Below are 17,148 nucleotides of genomic sequence, written 5' to 3'. Positions count from 1 at the left end.
GCCGGCAATGACGCGGCGGCGCGCAGTATGGAGCGTTAACACCATGTCTTATGAAATTTCCTCGTCAATAACAAATCATCCCAAGCCCTTTTTTATTGCCAAAAATGTGGATAAGACGTCAAACCAGCTTACAAACGCCGTTGAAGTGTACTCTCTTGACGAAACGCCTACTGCAGAAAGCGGCGCTAATAACAACTCGGCGCTGGTCAATGAGATGGAATCCTTAACGTCCCAGGCCCTTGTCGATCTGAGAAATTGCCGTGAAACGTTGAGCAGAAACGATAATACTATAAAAAACAACACGGCGAAGTTGGAAAGTCAATTCCACGCGAGCCAACGGCAGCTTGATAATGCCATGGACGCCGGCCTGCGGAATGAAAACCCCGCTCAAGGGCAAAACGTCTCCTCTTTGGCGTCGGCTAAAACCGATCCGGGCTGGCAGGTTGAATTGAAGTCGGCCATGGATAAGTTGAATGGGGTCATGGCCCTTGAGCAGAGCGCGGTAGGTTCAGATACCTTTGCCAAAAGCATTGATGACGGCGCCTCGGTCTTTATCGCCGATCTGGATGAGAAAAGGGCCAAAAGCTACCGGGAGCTTTGGCAGGATGCGGCGGACGGCATTAACAGCATCAAATCGGGCTATCTGGAAGTGTATGAAACGGTCGTGGAGCGCTATACCGCCTTTTACAGCAGCTTCAGCGATTTTATGAGTGGATTGACCGCCCTGATTACCTTTAGTACGGATGATAAAGGCACTCAGACCATGGAATTCAAACCGGAAGCGCTGCAGAAAATTAATGCCTTGATTAGCTCTTATTCCGGGGACAAGGCCGTGCTTTTCCCCGCCTCCGGCACGGTGAGCGAAACCGAGGCGAAAAAGTGGGCCTCCGAACTGGGTTTGCCCGCCGGTTGCGTCAAGCCCTCCGGCAGCGGTTTTGTGGTAACGATAGACCTCTCTCCGTTGACCACCATCCGCGATAATCTCAAAGAGATGTCCGGTACCATGACGACTTTCCAATACCAGTCGTGGAAAAGCGGATTTGATGCTCAATCGAGTAAATTTCAAACAACGTTGCAAACGCTAACCACCAAATACGGCAATGCCAACGGGATGTTCGATACGATAAATAAGATTTTGAGCTCTACGATAACCGCCGGCGCCGAAACGCTTAAACAAATCCTTGCCTCCATGTAGCATAGGTGAAAAGACTATGACCACTATTAGCGCGACAGCAAACGCCATAGGCGCAGCTTTACGTAAAGTCGGCGATATTTTAGATCCATCGCCGTTGGCAAGCCGCATGAAGGGTATCGGCAACGTGACAGCACGGGCCGCATCATCATTGGTGCCGCCGGCCAAATCGGCGCCGATGGCTAAATCAGATGCCCGTCGCGTCTCTCGTGGCGCCGTAGGCAAGGAGGTCCCGGGCCAAACACGTTCAACCCGTTCAGCGGGTGTAAAAGGTATCGTCCGGTCGTCGAGTGTGGATGATAGCGATATTCACGACGACATGGCGAAAGCCGCGGATGAGTTAACTGCTTCCGCGATGGGGCAAAAGAGCCCGCCGCGAACGCCGGTTCATCTCGACGAATTTAAAAATGATTTTGATCAGGCCTGTTTGCACTCGCTTTTTGATGCCGCCGGTAAAAATAAGGACGCCCTGGTCACCTTGTTCGGCAAATGTGAAAACAAGGCTGCTCTACCTCGATTGAGAAGGATAGCCACCGCTTATCATGTGGCTGTAATGGCGCGTCCTTCCAATGATGCGATGAGTGAAATCAATGGCGTCATGGCAAAACTGACCACGATGATGGTAAAGGACGGCCTGGGCCAAAAATCCAGTTTCGGCAGCTACCGGCCGGGTGGGAAAGATGATTTCAAAAAGGTAAAAGGCCTTGAGACGGAATTGATGGCGGGATTGGCGAAATTGGTTGGGGAGGGTACCTTTGCCGCCGGGAATTTTTTACGCACGAAAGGTGCTGAACCTTTTATTAGAACTTATGTTGAGAAAAAATTAGGCATTTTGCTTACGCCGGAACAATCGAAAACGATCGACGAGCTCCTTGATAGCCGGGCCAAAGCGACCTGGGAAAATGTGCTTCAAGGCATCAAGGAACATAAAACCGACGAGATAGAGAAGGTCTGCCTAGCCATCGATATGGTCTTGAAGTTGCCGAATTTATTAGGGCCATTAATCGAAGACCGGGTTAAAGAGAAGCGGCCCTCGGAAACAGCCACCCTGGAGCAGCAGCCCAAGCCTAAACCATTGACGACTGAGACGGATGAGGATGAGATTAACCCCGCCACCGTACTTTCGGGCAGCGAGCAGGATAAAACAAACGGGCCGCCTAAACCAGCCAGTATCTATAATATCAATAATTCATACGATTTCAGCACTCATATCACTCATAATCCTATTAACATCAATATCAACCAGGGCGAGGAAAAGCCGGACAGTAAGAAACCGCATACCGAACGGGCGGATGCCTCTACCCAAACAGATTGGATCCCGGTTCAAATACAGGAAAAGTATGAGATTGGTGTGTGGCCAAAGCCAATGTTTGCTGAGGTGGAGGAAAAGCCAGTTGAGCAAATCCTCAGCGCGAAAATGCTCAGCAAGCTAAAGACCATCAGCATCGTTGAGCCGCCTCTCCAGGTTGCGGAACATATTTCGCCGCGCCAAGTTGAAGCGCCGTTATCCACCGTTATCCATTCGCAGCCGCTGACAGCCCAGGCGCCGCAGTATGCCGCACCGCTGTCTAAGGCGCAGGACGTGCCGCTTTCCGGCATCAACCACACCATGGCGGACGATAAACGCTTCGCCGAAATAACCAGGTCGCCGATTTCCCGTGCCCAGGTTCATAATTTGCCGCCATCGGATAATGACCAACGGGTCATTAAGGACGAAGATGCTTCGTGGACCCACGAGCAAACACGTTCCCATGCGCTGGAAGAAACGCAGCCGGTAGTGCTCACCAATCAGGGCAGGCAGCTGTCGCAACTGCCGCGCGTTGAGCCGAAAGTAAAGCATTTCGCGCCGTCAAATATGAAAAAGGAAGATTTGACAGCCGTAAGGAATCGGCTCAAAAGAACCGGCATGGATACTCTGTCGCCGCCTCTGGAGGCATTTACACCCCAGGCAGGCGGCGGCGCCGAAACTCGGGCCAGGGCACAGCAGCTGTCGCGTGCTGATGTCGCTCAGACGATGGCCCGAGATATGCCGGCCCCGCAGGCTATTCCGGCCGCTGAAACAAAAGCAGTACCGCCAAGCAAACCCTTGGACACATCCCCAATCGAGCCGCCGATTTCTCAGCAGACGGTAGCATATGAACCGGTGGTGCTTTCCGCGTCGGGACTTCGGCGGTCCAACCGTACGCACGGGACATCGGGCGTAAAACATTTCGTGCCGATGGACGGAACGCCAGAGGTTTGGCCAACGCTGGCAAATGGCAAAACGAATTATACGTCAAAACGCCTGGCCGCTTATAAACCCGGGGCCAACGACATCAAAGAAGACGGCAAAAGCTGAAATCCGGCCCACCGCCCTTAGGGCGGCAGGCCTATACGTAACTGGATAACGCACGAGGCTAACATACCATGACCAACACTCCGCTGCTCCAATGTGATGACCCGATCAGAGAGCGTCTGCATGCCTTGCTGGCCTATAAATTGGGCCGACAACAACACGAGATCTTAAATCACCTTCATCTGGTAAATGAGCTGTACGTTGATTCTTTAGATCTCATCGAAATTGAAATCGGTATTTCGGAAACATTTGATGTTCATATTTCGGAAAAAGAGGTGCTGCAAATGGAAACAGTGGAAGATCTTTATCACATCGTAAAAAGGCATATCGCAGATAAATAGATCCATGGAGCCGGATGCCCCGCAACCGTACGAGACGGTAAAGCTATAAACCGCTTCATGCTATTTTCATTCGTCGACAATACGTGTTAATTGGGTTATATCCTGGGTTGAAGGCCGGGTAAAGACGATTCATCATCAAAATAAAGAAGTGATTATGGTGATGTTGAAGTCACTGCTGTTAAAATTCTTGAAGTAGGATAGTCATGCTATATCTTACAGAAATCGTTGACGATCAAGCATGCGTAACCTCAAGAGGCTCATCAATATATGCCACGATCGCCGGCGCTATGATAAAGAAAGCGTCGGACAGGTTTTGATGCTAAACGTTGTAATTCGAGATAATAAAATTATTAGGCATCATTATTATTGAGGATACTTTATCAGATTGTCATCATGAAGTGATATAGGGAACGGCTTATACTCCATTTCATTATGACCCTATGGAATACCAATAAATTTTAACATGCATACTGAACAAGATAGATTGGTCGACCCCCATGACGTTTTAGTTGTTCGATTGCTGAATGGGTTGTTGAAAGGGTGTGAATATCATCTCTCCTCCGGTAAAACGCTGTTTATCGCGGCGGATGGAGGCGAGCTTGACGCCTGCGCGCTACCCTCCTTTCCCCAGGACAGCGTGCTGCTGCTGGCGGAAGGCGAAAGCGTCAATTTCGAGATTATCACCGCGCCGGCCACCGGCGAGACGGCCGTTTTACACATTCTTGACGATAGCGAAGCGCGTGAAACCACGCTGGAGACCAACCGGGCATACCCGGTTGGTAGCCTGATGCTGGCCATACGGAAAGGGAATGAAACCTGGTCGGACGAAATTCTGAATTTCCAGGTTGATAAAGCGCCGGCGCCCGTTCCCTTACGCAATAAAAATCGCAACCGTTGGGTTATCGCCGCCCTGGCCTGCACGGCGGTCACCGCATTTATCCTGGTATTACTCCTGGGGAAATGGGATGTCCAGCAGCGGGAAATCATGGCGCTGGCCAATCAGCTGAGCGACGAACCGGAAAAATACCGCATACTTTCCGGGCGTGACGGCACGATGCATGTGCTGACGGCCGATGATCAGGATGCCTCCTGGGGACGCCAGTCCCTGGTGCGTAGCAAAGCGTCGCAAAAGGTCACTATCGCCAGTTACCGTGAAGAGACGCAGCGCATTGGGCGCTGGCTGGAGGCGAATTATCCCTTTATCAAGCTGCACCACTTCAATCTTGAGCAACCCACGCAGCCGTTGCTATTGATAAGCCGGCAAAGAAATGTGGTGGACGATGCGGGAATAAACCTATTGCACAAAGGATTGATGGAGCAATTGCCCTACGCCCAGGATATCCGATTGGAAAATATGGATGACCAGGCGGTGGCAACGGACGCGGAGGAGGGCGTTAAAAAACTCGCCGTGCCTTATACCCGGATAGACAATGCCGATAGCGTGACATTTGTTATTACCGGCGCATTAAACGATGGCGAGCGTCAAAGGATACGTTCTTTTGTCGAAGGGTACGAGCGCCGCTGGAATGGGCATTACGTGCAATTCGCCGTCGAGCTGGAAGATGATTGGCTAAAAGGCAAATCATTTAAATACGGGCAGCACGGCTACGTTAAAATGACGCCCGGGCACTGGTATTTCCCTAAACCTTAATCACCTGTCACTGGAGAACATTATGGGTTCGATAACCGCGATTTATGATGCATTGGAGCCGAGTACGATAGCAGCGAATATTAGCCAGCAGGAAGCGCTTGAGAAAGCCAAAAGCGATCCGTCCAATCCCTTTTACCTGGCGGAATATCAGGCCAAGCTCAATGAATATAGCGTTGTGCAGAGCTTGAGCGCAACGGCGATCAAGAAGATTGCCGATCTTGATTCATTAATACTATCGAAGTTTTAGCGCCAATTTATAAGTGCTCATTATACCTTGGTCATAAGATGCGCTCCCGCATCTTCCAGCGGTATTAAAAGCGATTTATGTATAGTAAGGACAGAGTATGCCTATTAACAGCATAACTGAAGTCAACCGGCTCCGGGCAGTGGATATTAATCCGGCAATCGGGGAAGTGGCTTCCATTAACGATATTATAAAAGAGACGATGGCTAAAACCACCGCCGATATTCACGTGGAAAAGCAGGATATCGCCCGAATGATGACTGCTGATAATCTTGCCGATCCCGCGGTCGTGGGTTCAATTCAAAAGTCGATGCTGGAGTACAGCAATACCGTGGCTTTTATCGGTACCGCGGCGCGTAAAATTGTCGGCACGGCGGAAACGCTGCTTCGGTCATCATGAAGAAAAAGCCGTTATTGCTTGTTCCACTGCTGGTATTTACCCTGGCGGCCTGCAAGGACGAACCTCTGCTCAAGGGACTGGATCAACAGCAGGCCAATGAGGTCATCGCCGCCCTGCAGCGGAATAATATCGAGGCCGCCAAGTCCGATAAAGGAAAAAGCGGCTATAGCATCAGCGTTCATAAGGCGGATATCCCCGCGGCGGTGGATTTGCTCAAGGTCCATGATTTGCCTTCGCGGGCGCGTATGGAAATCGCCCAGCTTTTTCCCAGCGATTCGCTGGTCTCTTCGCCGCGGGCCGAAAAAGCCCGCCTTTATTCGGCTATTGAACAGCGGCTGGAGCAATCTTTGCAGACTCTGGCCGGCGTAGTGTCGGGCCGGGTGCACGTGAGCTACGATATTGACTCCGGCGAGACCGGCCGGGCCCCGGCCCCGGTGCATCTCTCGGCGCTGGTCAGCTATCGAAGCGACGCCGATCCTTCGCTGCTGATAAGCGATATCAAACGTTTTTTGAAAAATAGTTTCAATCAAGTGGACTATGACAATATTTCCGTGGTGATGTCCAAACAGCCTGCGATTCAGCATCAGTCGCCCGTGGATAATCGGGCGGGCAAAAGCGGAGGATCCGCTGGGCTGTTAACCATGGCGGGGGGATTCCTGTTATTGATAGCCTTGGCCGCGGGGCTGGTTTACTGGCGCAAGGTAAAAACACTGCAACCGAATCGGACCGCCCCTGATGAAAATAACGCCGCTTGATACGATACTGTTCAATCCGCTGTCCTGGATGCATCCGCAGCGTTTGACTCTTAAAAGAGGATTTGACGGCATTGCCCAACGTTCGATTATCAACGATATGATTATCCGGGCCCATGGCTGGTCCATCGAGCGTCCGGTGTTAGCGGAAACCGGCCTCGCTGAGCATTTCATCCATCAATGGGAACATTTGCCCCAGGTCGCGCTATTGATAGCCTGCCAGCGCCACCGGGCGGCGCTGACCCGCCAAGGCCGCATAATGTCCCTGCCGGCCTGGGTGCGTCGCTTTGCCCAACTGGATATCGTTGATTCAGCCGCCCCCTTGCCGTTTATGCCATGGGAACCGCTTACCTTGATAGCCTGGGGAAAAGACGAGCTCGCTGCCTGCGGGCAGCAGTTGCCGGAGGCTCTCCGGCAACGCATTTCCCTGTTGTTTCCACCCCATATGGATAGGGATGATGCCGCTTCGCGGCAGTTATCTCCCAATCCGTTACTGATTAAGCTTGCCTTTCAACATGCCAAGAGAGATCCCGATACGCCGGATGCCGCCGAGTTCAGGCGGCGTTTTGATTACCCGCGCACAGCTCAAGCGCCAGCGCCAATGCCTGGATGTATTAAGTGATGCCCGCCGCCAGGCCGCCAGGTTGGTGAAACAGGCCCAGGAAGAATCCCAGGCTATACGCGCTCAGGCCGTCGGCGAGGGTTATCAGGAAGGTATCCTGGCGTCGGCGGCGGCCGTTGCCGGCTTTCTGGCGCAGGAGCGGCAACTGGCCGCGGATGTGCAAAAACGTATTAACGGACATGCGCGGCAATTGTTGTCTTCCGCTCTGAACCATCCGGACATCCTTCTGGAACTGGTGGACGAGTGGCTGGCGGCCTTACCCGATCCGGCGTCACCGGCGGTCCTTGATTTGCTGATACCGGAGGCGGCCCGTAAATCACACGCCGCCCTTAAGCAGAGGGTTGAGTCGGGGTGGGCGGGTAAATTCACCTTGACCTACCACGACGATAGTCGGTTTGTGATGAAGTACGGCGATCAATTGGCTGAGTTCGACGCCGATGCATTTATGGCCGCCGGCATGCAGCGCCTCGTTTCGACAGATAGCTTGCCGGAGCAGTGCCGGGCCCTCAGCGAAACCGCCCTGGGCAGGCTAAATGAGGTATTTTTACAATTTGCGTCCGGAGATAATCTGGACAAAGAGGAAGACAACTGATGTCGATACCGATTCAACCGGTGGAAAATCAGCCACTAAATTCGGCGGTAAATGCGTCAAAGCCCACCAGCATCGAAGAGCGCGTTCAGGACGCAATACAAAAAGCCAAAGCCGGGATACCGGCCACGGAAGGGGGGGCGGAATCACCGGATAATGCCGAGGTATGCAGAATAATATCGTTGGACTTTTTCACCATGAATATGGTGACCAATAAACCACAAGATTGGTGGGACGCATGGAAAGACGAATGAATATGATTCAGGCACAGCTCAAACAGGAGGGCAAGCAATGAACACCCGCGCCCTGGCGACAATAGCGGTGGTGATGATCCTGACTGGTTGTACTTCCTCGCCCATGAAGTCCACTAAAAAGGACAGCCCCGGCGGCAAGTATTTAACCCAGGTCGCCAACCCGGGGTGTCTGCCGCACGCCTCCTTGAACAATACCCTGACGCCGCCGGTGCTGTATCAGGGCATGGTAAGTTGCATTAAAGCCAATAACCTGAACGATGGGGCGCTGCTCTTCGCCCTGGCGGGGACGTATTCCTATTTCGACGCTCTGCGTGTTGATACGGACCAGGCCAGGCAGGCGCACTCCTCGATGCTGGGAGAAGCGTTGCAATCCATTAATAACGATCAGCGGCAGGCCTTTTGGCAGGCGATCAATGCGCGCTTTAGCAATAAACAGCAATTGGCCGCACTGTGCCGTCAGGTTCAGGATATCGGCAAGCCGATCTATGCGCCCTCCTATGTTCTGACCGGTCGGGAGAATGCCGGCGCAGGGGACATAACGTTATGGAACAACGCGTTGAACGGCTATATGCACTGTGCCACCGATGTATTGAATATCCGGTAATTACCGCACACCGGTGCCGTCGGCAGTCTTGGCATCGGACTATTTCCGCGCTCAAATACCCCCCGAAATCCCGGCCAATCAGCTAATCGCTGGTTATCGGCCGCGGTAGGCTATACCCGTATTGCTGGTGCGTCGCCGCCTTCCTGCAACTCGAATTATTTAGGGTATATACTTTCATCTGACATCTCGCCGGGTGCGCCGGTTATGCCGCGCATGATATTCTCACCTCGGTAAATATCGCTGGTTTAGCGAAAACTGTGACTTTCCTCAAAAAATACTAGCATCGATACTTGTATGGTAGTAGACATGAAGGGGTGTCCGTGATATCGATGACGGTTCTCTGTGAAATGGGTAATTAACCTGACTATGCAGGATAAAAAAGTGCAACTGACAACCAATACGTTAAAACATCTGGCCGGCCGGGTCACCACGCCGTCCTACGATCGCGACAAGCTGAAAATCCGTATCCTTCACCTGGGATTCGGCGCCTTTCACCGGGCCCATCAGGCGGTATTCGCCGATTTGCTGGCATCCGGGCACGGCAGCGATTGGGGTTACTGCGAGGTTAATCTTATCGGCGGTGAGCAGCAAGTAGCGGCTATCAAACAGCAGGATTTGCTGTATTCCGTCTGCGAAATGAATGGCGATCACTGGAACGGCCGGGTGGTGGGCGTGGTACGCCAGGCGCTGCACGGCGCCGTGGACGGCATCGATCGGGTACTTGAAGCCATGGCGCAGCCGGAAATCGCCATCGTTTCATTGACCGTGACCGAAAAGGGCTACTGCTATCTGCCCTCCACCGCCTCCATCGATAAAGAAAACCCGCTGATACAGCATGACATCAGCCATCCGCGTCAGCCGCAATCGGCTCCGGGGGTGATTATCGAAGCGCTGCGCATTCGCCGGGAAAAGGGATTGCCGCCGTTTTCCGTCATGTCCTGCGACAATATGCCCAATAACGGCCATGTGACCCGCAATGTGGTGCTGGCGCTGGCAAAAGCCGGCGATGCCGAGCTGGCTGAGTGGATAGAGCAGCATGTCAGTTTCCCTTGTACCATGGTGGACCGGATCGTGCCGGCCATGACCCCCGCCAGCCAGGAAAAAATTACCGATTTGCTGGGCGGTATGACGGATGCGGCGGGGATCGCCTGCGAACCGTTCAGGCAATGGGTTATCGAGGATAATTTTGTCGCCGGCCGGCCGGAATGGGAAAAAGCCGGCGCGGAGCTGGTGGCCGACGTGCTGCCCTATGAAGAAATGAAGCTCCGGATGCTCAACGGCAGCCACTCCTTCCTGGCCTATTTGGGCTATCTGGCGGGTTATCAATACATCGATGCGTGCATGGAAGATGAACATTATGCCCGCGCCGCGCGTCAGCTGATGCTTAACGAGCAGGCGCCGACCCTGCATACCGAAGGGGTTGATTTAAACGCCTACGCCGAGTCGCTGCTGGCCCGCTATCGTAATACCGGGCTAAAGCACCGCACCTGGCAAATCGCCATGGACGGCACCCTGAAGCTGCCGCAGCGTATGCTGGATTCCATCCGCGTTCACCTGGAACGCGGTACGCCGTTTCCGCTGCTGGCGCTGGGCGTCGCGGGCTGGATGCGTTATGTCGGCGGCGTGGACGATCAGGGCAACGCCATCGATATCAGCGATCCCTTGAAGGACAAGCTGGCCAGGTTGGTGAAGTCTTCCGCCGACGGCAATGAACGGGTCAAGGCGCTGCTCTCCTTATCCAGCGTGTTCGGCGACGAACTGCCGGCCAACGATCTCTTCGTCAAAAGCATTTGCGATGCCTATGCGCTCTTGAAAAACCACGGCGCAAAACAGGCGGTAAGCAAGGTTGCGGACATTTAATCCGCCCGTGCGCCACCAGTGACCCGACAATACGGCGAAGGCCTATTTGTCGGGTCGCTCCTATCAGACAGCTACTTCACTCCTTTCATGAGAAGGCGTTATGGAATTCATTGGTAAAGATTTCATGTTAACCAACGAGGCCGCGCGGGAGATCTACCATCAGTTCGCCGCCCACCAGCCTATTATCGACTATCACTGCCATCTGGATCCGCGGGCGATTGCCGAAAATAAACCTTTCGATACCATTACGGATTTATGGCTGGAGGGAGATCATTACAAATGGCGGGCCATGCGGGCCAATGGCGTACCGGAAGAGAAAATAACCGGTAGCGCGCCGGCGGTGGAGAAATTCCAGGCCTGGGCGGAGACACTGGATTCCTGTATCGGCAACCCGCTTTATCATTGGACGCATCTGGAGCTGAAGTTTTATTTCGGCATTACCGAAACCCTGAATGGCGATAATTGGCGGCGTATATGGGACCAGTGCAATCGGTTATTGCAGCGTCCGGAATTTTCTCCCAAGGGCCTTATTACCCAATCCAACGTCGCGGTAATCTGCACCACGGATTCACCCACGGATACGCTGGAATACCATGACGCCATTCGGGCCGATGAGGCGTTCCCCTGCAAAGTCCTGCCCACCTTCCGGCCCGATGCTGCCCTGGATGCCGAAGGAGAAGCCTTTATCCACTTCGTTTCGGTGATGGCACAACTGACCGGTAAAGAGATTACCCGGTTCGGCGATTTCGCCGCCGCGCTGGAAAACCGGGTGGAGTATTTCCATCAGCACGGCGGCCGCCTGGCGGATCACGGGCTGACGGAGGTGAACTATCTGCCCGCCGATGAAAAGACCCTGGACGCACTGCTGGCGAAAAAATGCCGGGGCCTGACCTTGGCGCCGGACGAGAAAATACGCTTTCAATCCGCGGTACTGCTGGCTTTGGCCGGGGCTTATACCCGGCGCCGCTGGGCCATGCAAATTCATTTCGGCGCGCTGCGTAATAATAATACCCGTCGCTTTAACGAACTGGGGGCCAATATAGGGTGTGATTCCCTTTGTTCCCAGTCGGATATAGCACAGCAGCTTAACGCTCTGCTGGATGCCATGGACCAGCGGGAAAGTTTGCCGAAAACCATTCTTTATAATCTGGATCCGGCGCAAAACGACGTGGTTGCCTCGGCACTGGCTAATTTCCAGCGGCCCGGGGCGGTGAAATCTCCCATGCAATTTGGATCCGGCTGGTGGTTTAATGATACCCGCCGGGGCATGGTCAGGCAATTGACCACCTTGGCGGATCAGGGGTTGCTGATGAATTTCGTTGGCATGCTGACGGATTCACGGAGCTTTGTTTCTTATCCCCGCCACGATTATTTCCGGCGGATTTTCTGCAATTTGGTCGGCCTTTGGGTTACCCAGGGAGAAATTCCCAACGATATGAAATTGCTCAAACGACTTACGGAAAATGTTTGTTATAACAATGCTCGGGATTATTTCCAATTCTAGCAAATCGGCCCGATGGATTTGGTATAATATACGGTAACGATATCGGGTTTAGCAGGGGAAAAATGCACTCGCATGGATACATTATTTTCATTTAATAATAACGAGCCGGTTAATCAGCAAATTTACCGGCTGCTGCGCAAGGATATCGTCGAGTGCGTTATTCCTCCCGGCAAGCTGTTGTCTGAAAAAGAGACGGCGACCCGTTTTGAAGTATCCCGCCAACCCGTGCGGGAAGCCTTTATCAAATTGGCGGAAGCCGGCCTGGTGCAAATCCTGCCGCAGCGCGGCACCTTTGTCATGCGAATCTCGGCGAAGCGGGTGGCGGACGCCCGTTTCATCCGCCAGGCGCTGGAGTGCAGCATCGTGCGCCGCGCCGCGTCGGAACGCACGGACGAACAGGTTATGCTGCTGGAGCATAACCTGCATCGCCAGGAGCTGGCGGCGCAGAACCGGCAGATAGGGGAATTTTTCAACCTGGACGACGATTTCCATCAGCTGCTGACGGAAATAGCCGATTGCGCCCTGGCCTGGGATATCATCGAATCCATCAAGGCCACCATGGACCGGGTGCGTTTTCTCAGCCTCGGCGAGGTCTCGCCGCCGCAGAGCCTGATAACCCAGCATTATCAGATATTCAACGCCATCAGGGATCAGGATCCCGATGCGGCGGAACGGGCCATCCGCGAGCATTTGCAGGAGCTTATCTATACCATCACGCCTATCGCCCAGCAAAACAGCGACTGGTTTGAAGACAAGTAGCTAGCGGTCTTTCTTGTTCAGCATCGCTTTCAAATCAGCAAAAGGGTTATGGGTGGCCACCCCTATATCCTTTTGCGCATCCTCTCCCGCCACCACCGTGGAGCCGTACTGATCCGCCTCGGTGTATTTCGAATGCTCATGGTCATGGCAATAGAGACATAACAGTTCCCAATTACTCCCGTCCGCCGGATTGTTGCTGTGATCGTGATCGATGTGATGCACGGTGAGCTCCCGCAGATTGGAATAGACAAACTCTCGGGAACAGCGTCCGCAGACCCAGGGAAAAAGCTTCAGCGCCTTTTCACGGTAGTCGGTCTCGAGCCGCGCGTAATTTTTCGGAATGTATGCCATAGGGAACCTGTTCTTAGCCCAGTGCAAAGGATATAGGGTTATACTAACGCTAAAACAGGGCTAATTACCATGTTTTAGCCCGTGCTGAAGTATGTCGGGTACATGTTGTAATAGCATCTCTCTTCCGGCGGAAACGCCGGCTGGCAGTCGCGGATTTACAGGAAACTGAATACCTTGCATTTCACTCATTTCATCATGCTCTATGGTTACTGGGCGCTATTCGTCGGCTGCCTGGCCGAGGGAGAAACGGTCACGCTGCTCGGTGGCCTGCTGGCCCACGATGGCCTGCTGAACTACGGCTATGTCGTGGCGGTGGCCGCCCTCGGCGGCATTACCGGGGATATGCTGCTCTATTTTCTCGGTCGCCGGTACGGCGCCAAGTTATTAAGGCGTTTCAAGAAAGCCCAGCCCAATATCCGGCGCGCCAATAAAATGATTCTGCGCCATCCGTTATTTTTTGTGATGGCTGTTCGGTTTATGTATGGCTTTCGCCTGGTGGGGCCGATGATGATCGGCGCCAGCCGGCTCTCGCCCGTCAAGTTCATTATTTTTAATGTCATCGGCGCCGTGCTGTGGGCGCTTATTTTCGTCACCCTGGGTTATCTGGGGGGCCAGATGGTCGCGCCGTGGCTGGCAAAAGTCCACCATCACCTGAAATACGCCTTTTTCCTGCTGGCGGTGGTGGTGGTGGTCTGGCTGCTTCCCAGAACCATTCGCTACTTTCTGAAACATCGCAGGTCATAGCAAACTCCGCATTTAACCCGCCCAAATCCGGGCGGTAAGCCGCCACATGATTTTTTTGTGATTCAATTCGCATCGGTCTATACACCCGCCCAAAAATACCGCGGGCAGTGAATATAATTCTGTGCTTTTGACCGCTGCCGCCGCCATTGCCGTTTCTTATACTGCTGCCTGATGTGTGCTTAAACGTCATTTCACGCTTTTTTATGATTATCAATGGATTTGAATGCACGGATTCCGGCATGTCTTTCTATTCGCCTTATAACGCTCACCGTCGGGGAAGACCAAAAAATGCGAAATGCTTTATCTCTTTACGGCCGTATCGGCCTGATTGTTTTAGCGGCCTTGGGCGGTACGGCGCGGGCGGCGACATTCGCCTATATATCCAATGCCGACAGCGGCGATATTTCGGTCTATCGGCTCGATGAAAACAGCGGTTTACTGACAAAAGCGGCCACTCAGCCGGCGGGGGGAACCGTGATGCCCATGGCGGTATCGCCGGATAAACACCATCTCTACGCCGCGCTGCGCTCCAAGCCCTATCAGGTGCTGAGCTTCAGCATCGATCCCGCCGACGGGCGCCTGACGCAGGTCAAATCCTCACCGCTGGCGGAGAGCATGGCGTATATCTCCACGGATGCCACCGGGCGCTACCTGTTTTCCGCCTCCTATGGCGGCAATCTTTTGGCGGTGAATCCTATCGGAGCGGATGGCCTGGTGGGGAACGTACAGCAAGTCATACCCACCGGCCCCATGGCCCATGCCATAAGAAACGCACCGGATAATCGCTATGTATTTGCCTCGGTTCTCGGATCTGATGCCTGGCTGCGGCTGAAATTTGATGCGAAAAACGGCCGTTTGACGCAGGACAAGGCCCCGGCGTTCAAGCTGCCGGAAAAATCCGGACCCCGGCATTTTGTGTTCTCCCCCGACCACCGGTTTGTCTACCTGATTGACGAACTTGACGGGAAACTGCACGTACTGGCCTTCAACCGGCACCACGATACCGTTAAACCGGTGCAAACCGTGTCCATCGTGCCGGCGGATTTCAACGGCGCCAAACCTTGGGGCGCCGATGTGCATCTCACCCCCGACGGACGCTACCTGTTTGCCTCGGAGCGCACCTCCAGCACCCTGGCGCAGTTTCAGGTGGACCATGCCAGCGGCAAGCTCACCCGCACCGGCACCTGGCCTACCGAGAAACAGCCGCGGGGATTCGCCATTGACTCCTCCGGGCGTTATCTGCTGGCGGTGGGACAGCTTTCCACGCAAATGAGCGTCTATGGTATCGATAAATCCACCGGAAATCTTACCGCCATCGGACACTATCCGGTGGGGAAGGGGCCGAACTGGATTGAGACGGTAACTTTTAACTGATATCAAGGGCGGACATCATTTCGCCCATGAGCCGGACCGGGCAAACGGCGCCGCAGCAAGGTCATAACGTTGGAACGCGGAAACGCCGGAACGCGCCTGGCGCGCCGCCGTTCCCCGACCGCTATCAGGCGTTGACGCCGCCGTCGACGTTAATGCCGGTACCGGTGATATGCTGTGCCGCCGGGCCGGCCAGGAAGGTCACCGCGGCCGCCACGTCGTCGGGTTTGCCATACCGGCCCAGGGCGATAAACTGGCGTTGTGCTTCGGCGCCTTCGCCGTCGGCCGGATTCATGTCGCTGTCGGTAGGACCGGGATGCACCAGATTAACGGTAATACCCTTGGGACCCAATTCCCGCGCCAGTCCGCGCGTTAACGCCAGCAGCGCCGATTTGGTCATGGCATAAACGCTGATGCCCGCCATGGGAACGCGTTCCGCCAGGCAACTGCCGATATTGATGATGCGGCCGCCGGCGCCCAGATGAGGCAGGGCCGCTTGAGTCGCAATCACCAGGCCGCGGATATTGACGTTAATCATTGCGTCGATATCCTCCTGCGACAACTCCTCCAGCATACCGCCGCGCGCGATGCCGGCGTTATTCACCAGAATATCCAGGCCCCCCAGCGCGGCCACGGTTTGAGTTACCGCGCCGCGCACCGCCGCGGGGGATGCGCTGTCGGCCTGAATGGCTACCGCTTTGCGGCCCATCGCTTTGATCTCTTCCACCACCTGTCGGGCTTTATCCGCGGACTTTTCATAGGTTATCGCCACATCGGCGCCCGCCCGCGCCAGAGACAACGCCATGGCCTTGCCCAATCCGCGGCTGGCGCCGGTTACCAGCGCACGCTTATCTTTTAGAGAGTTCATCTTGTTTCCTATTTATGTGTTGATCGATACACAATTACAGTAAACGTAATTGTCTCCCAGGGTCAACAGGATTATTATATCGATTGGCACAAAATTAATGAGAGCGGGTCGATGGTTGTAAGAGGACGTCCGAGAAGTTTTGATCGCCGGCACGCATTGGCCGCGGCGATGGCGCTGTTTTGGCAAAAGGGCTACACCGCCACGTCGATGGCGGATCTTTATCAGGCGATGGGAATAAATTCGCCCAGCCTGTATGCCGCTTTCGGCAATAAAGAGGATCTTTATCTGGAGGCCGTCGCCTATTACGAGCAAAGCATTGCGCCGCAGTTATGGTCGCCGCTGGATACCGCCCCCAGCGTCCGCGAAGGGGTACGGCAGTGGCTCAAATGCTCCGCGAAAGTTCTGACGCGCGATGATGCTCCCCTGGGCTGCATGGTAACGCTGTCCACCGTCGCCAGTGAAGGCAACCCCCGATTGGGGGAAATCGTTATGCGGCTGCGCCAAAAGGGCATCGATAAGCTGGCCGGCCGCCTGGAGCAGGGGGCGCGAATGGGCGAACTGCCCGCCGGCATTGATACGGCCGCGCTGGCAAGGATGTATGTCGGCATTCAGCAGGGACTGTCGATACAGGCCCGCGACGGCGCCGGCTTCGAGGCCCTTGATGCCGTAGCGGAGATGGCGATGGCCCTCTGGCCGGCATAATCGGG

General features: G+C 54.3%; 19 protein-coding genes. 17 read left to right on the top strand and 2 right to left on the bottom strand.

All coding sequences use genetic code 11. The features are described 5' to 3' along the window. Positions 1-43 precede the first annotated feature (43 nt). The 14 genes from ACL2XJ_RS04180 (at position 44) to ACL2XJ_RS04115 (ending at position 13,107) form a co-directional block, all read left to right on the top strand. Positions 44-1,195: an IpaD/SipD/SspD family type III secretion system needle tip protein gene (locus tag ACL2XJ_RS04180; RefSeq protein WP_413725724.1), complete on the top strand. Its 1,152-nt coding sequence runs from the start codon at positions 44-46 to the stop codon at positions 1,193-1,195. Between the two features lie 16 nt (positions 1,196-1,211). After that, positions 1,212-3,530 (top strand): hypothetical protein, encoded by a 2,319-nt coding sequence (locus ACL2XJ_RS04175; RefSeq protein ID WP_413725723.1) that lies wholly within the window; start codon positions 1,212-1,214, stop codon positions 3,528-3,530. 68 nt (positions 3,531-3,598) lie between these two features. Further along, positions 3,599-3,868, top strand: a complete 270-nt coding sequence (locus tag ACL2XJ_RS04170; RefSeq protein ID WP_413725722.1) for a phosphopantetheine-binding protein — start codon at positions 3,599-3,601, stop codon at positions 3,866-3,868. Between the two features lie 463 nt (positions 3,869-4,331). Continuing rightward, positions 4,332-5,519: a PrgH/EprH family type III secretion apparatus protein gene (locus ACL2XJ_RS04165; protein ID WP_413725721.1), complete on the top strand. Its 1,188-nt coding sequence runs from the start codon at positions 4,332-4,334 to the stop codon at positions 5,517-5,519. Positions 5,520-5,541: 22 nt separating this feature from the next. Next, on the top strand, positions 5,542-5,766 hold the full coding sequence (gene sctF / locus ACL2XJ_RS04160) for a type III secretion system needle filament subunit SctF (protein ID WP_413725720.1): 225 nt from the start codon (positions 5,542-5,544) through the stop codon (positions 5,764-5,766). 97 nt (positions 5,767-5,863) lie between these two features. After that, a complete protein-coding gene (sctI, locus tag ACL2XJ_RS04155) occupies positions 5,864-6,163 on the top strand; it encodes a type III secretion system inner rod subunit SctI (protein ID WP_132925330.1) in 300 nt (99 codons plus the stop codon). Next, positions 6,160-6,918 (top strand): EscJ/YscJ/HrcJ family type III secretion inner membrane ring protein, encoded by a 759-nt coding sequence (locus tag ACL2XJ_RS04150; protein WP_413725719.1) that lies wholly within the window; start codon positions 6,160-6,162, stop codon positions 6,916-6,918. Before sctI ends, ACL2XJ_RS04150 begins: the two co-directional genes overlap by 4 nt. Further along, positions 6,899-7,537 carry a type III secretion apparatus protein OrgA/MxiK gene (locus tag ACL2XJ_RS04145; protein WP_413725718.1) on the top strand — a complete coding sequence of 213 codons (639 nt, stop codon included), beginning with the start codon at positions 6,899-6,901 and terminating at the stop codon, positions 7,535-7,537. The genes ACL2XJ_RS04150 and ACL2XJ_RS04145 overlap by 20 nt, the downstream gene beginning before the upstream one ends. Then, a complete protein-coding gene (locus tag ACL2XJ_RS04140) occupies positions 7,482-8,129 on the top strand; it encodes an HrpE/YscL family type III secretion apparatus protein (protein WP_413725717.1) in 648 nt (215 codons plus the stop codon). The genes ACL2XJ_RS04145 and ACL2XJ_RS04140 overlap by 56 nt, the downstream gene beginning before the upstream one ends. Further along, positions 8,129-8,380: a hypothetical protein gene (locus tag ACL2XJ_RS04135; RefSeq protein WP_413725716.1), complete on the top strand. Its 252-nt coding sequence runs from the start codon at positions 8,129-8,131 to the stop codon at positions 8,378-8,380. The genes ACL2XJ_RS04140 and ACL2XJ_RS04135 overlap by 1 nt, the downstream gene beginning before the upstream one ends. Before the next feature lie 37 nt (positions 8,381-8,417). Continuing rightward, on the top strand, positions 8,418-8,984 hold the full coding sequence (locus ACL2XJ_RS04130; protein ID WP_413725715.1) for a hypothetical protein: 567 nt from the start codon (positions 8,418-8,420) through the stop codon (positions 8,982-8,984). Positions 8,985-9,365: 381 nt separating this feature from the next. Continuing rightward, entirely contained in the window at positions 9,366-10,844 is a 1,479-nt protein-coding gene (locus tag ACL2XJ_RS04125) for a mannitol dehydrogenase family protein (RefSeq protein ID WP_413725714.1), read from the top strand. A 100-nt stretch (positions 10,845-10,944) separates the two neighbouring features. After that, on the top strand, positions 10,945-12,348 hold the full coding sequence (gene uxaC / locus ACL2XJ_RS04120) for a glucuronate isomerase (RefSeq protein ID WP_413725713.1): 1,404 nt from the start codon (positions 10,945-10,947) through the stop codon (positions 12,346-12,348). A 72-nt stretch (positions 12,349-12,420) separates the two neighbouring features. Next, complete coding sequence (locus ACL2XJ_RS04115) at positions 12,421-13,107, top strand: GntR family transcriptional regulator (RefSeq protein ID WP_132925342.1); 687 nt, start codon at positions 12,421-12,423, stop codon at positions 13,105-13,107. On the opposite strand, the gene yajD is transcribed toward ACL2XJ_RS04115, so the two are convergent. Continuing rightward, complete coding sequence (gene yajD / locus ACL2XJ_RS04110) at positions 13,108-13,458, bottom strand: HNH nuclease YajD (RefSeq protein ID WP_132925344.1); 351 nt, start codon at positions 13,456-13,458, stop codon at positions 13,108-13,110. It lies immediately after the preceding gene. Positions 13,459-13,653: 195 nt separating this feature from the next. Here yajD and ACL2XJ_RS04105 point away from each other — a divergent pair, with 195 nt between their 5' ends. Together ACL2XJ_RS04105 and ACL2XJ_RS04100 are read left to right on the top strand one after the other, a co-directional pair. Beyond that, positions 13,654-14,202 (top strand): DedA family protein, encoded by a 549-nt coding sequence (locus tag ACL2XJ_RS04105; RefSeq protein ID WP_413726846.1) that lies wholly within the window; start codon positions 13,654-13,656, stop codon positions 14,200-14,202. Between the two features lie 288 nt (positions 14,203-14,490). Beyond that, positions 14,491-15,576, top strand: a complete 1,086-nt coding sequence (locus ACL2XJ_RS04100) for a lactonase family protein (RefSeq protein ID WP_413725712.1) — start codon at positions 14,491-14,493, stop codon at positions 15,574-15,576. A 124-nt stretch (positions 15,577-15,700) separates the two neighbouring features. On the opposite strand, the gene ACL2XJ_RS04095 is transcribed toward ACL2XJ_RS04100, so the two are convergent. Further along, the gene (locus ACL2XJ_RS04095) at positions 15,701-16,441 is read right to left on the bottom strand and encodes an SDR family NAD(P)-dependent oxidoreductase (RefSeq protein ID WP_413725711.1); all 741 of its coding nucleotides are present in this window, start codon (positions 16,439-16,441) and stop codon (positions 15,701-15,703) included. 111 nt (positions 16,442-16,552) lie between these two features. On the opposite strand from ACL2XJ_RS04095, the gene ACL2XJ_RS04090 reads away from it, so the two are divergent. Then, positions 16,553-17,143: a TetR/AcrR family transcriptional regulator gene (locus ACL2XJ_RS04090; protein ID WP_413725710.1), complete on the top strand. Its 591-nt coding sequence runs from the start codon at positions 16,553-16,555 to the stop codon at positions 17,141-17,143. Positions 17,144-17,148 lie beyond the last annotated feature (5 nt).

Source organism: Sodalis sp. RH16 (genome assembly GCF_047324245.1).
Classification (GTDB): domain Bacteria; phylum Pseudomonadota; class Gammaproteobacteria; order Enterobacterales; family Enterobacteriaceae; genus Acerihabitans; species Acerihabitans ligni.
The sequence above is the reverse complement of the archived record's forward strand: the minus strand, read 5'-3'. Positions and strand labels throughout refer to the sequence as shown.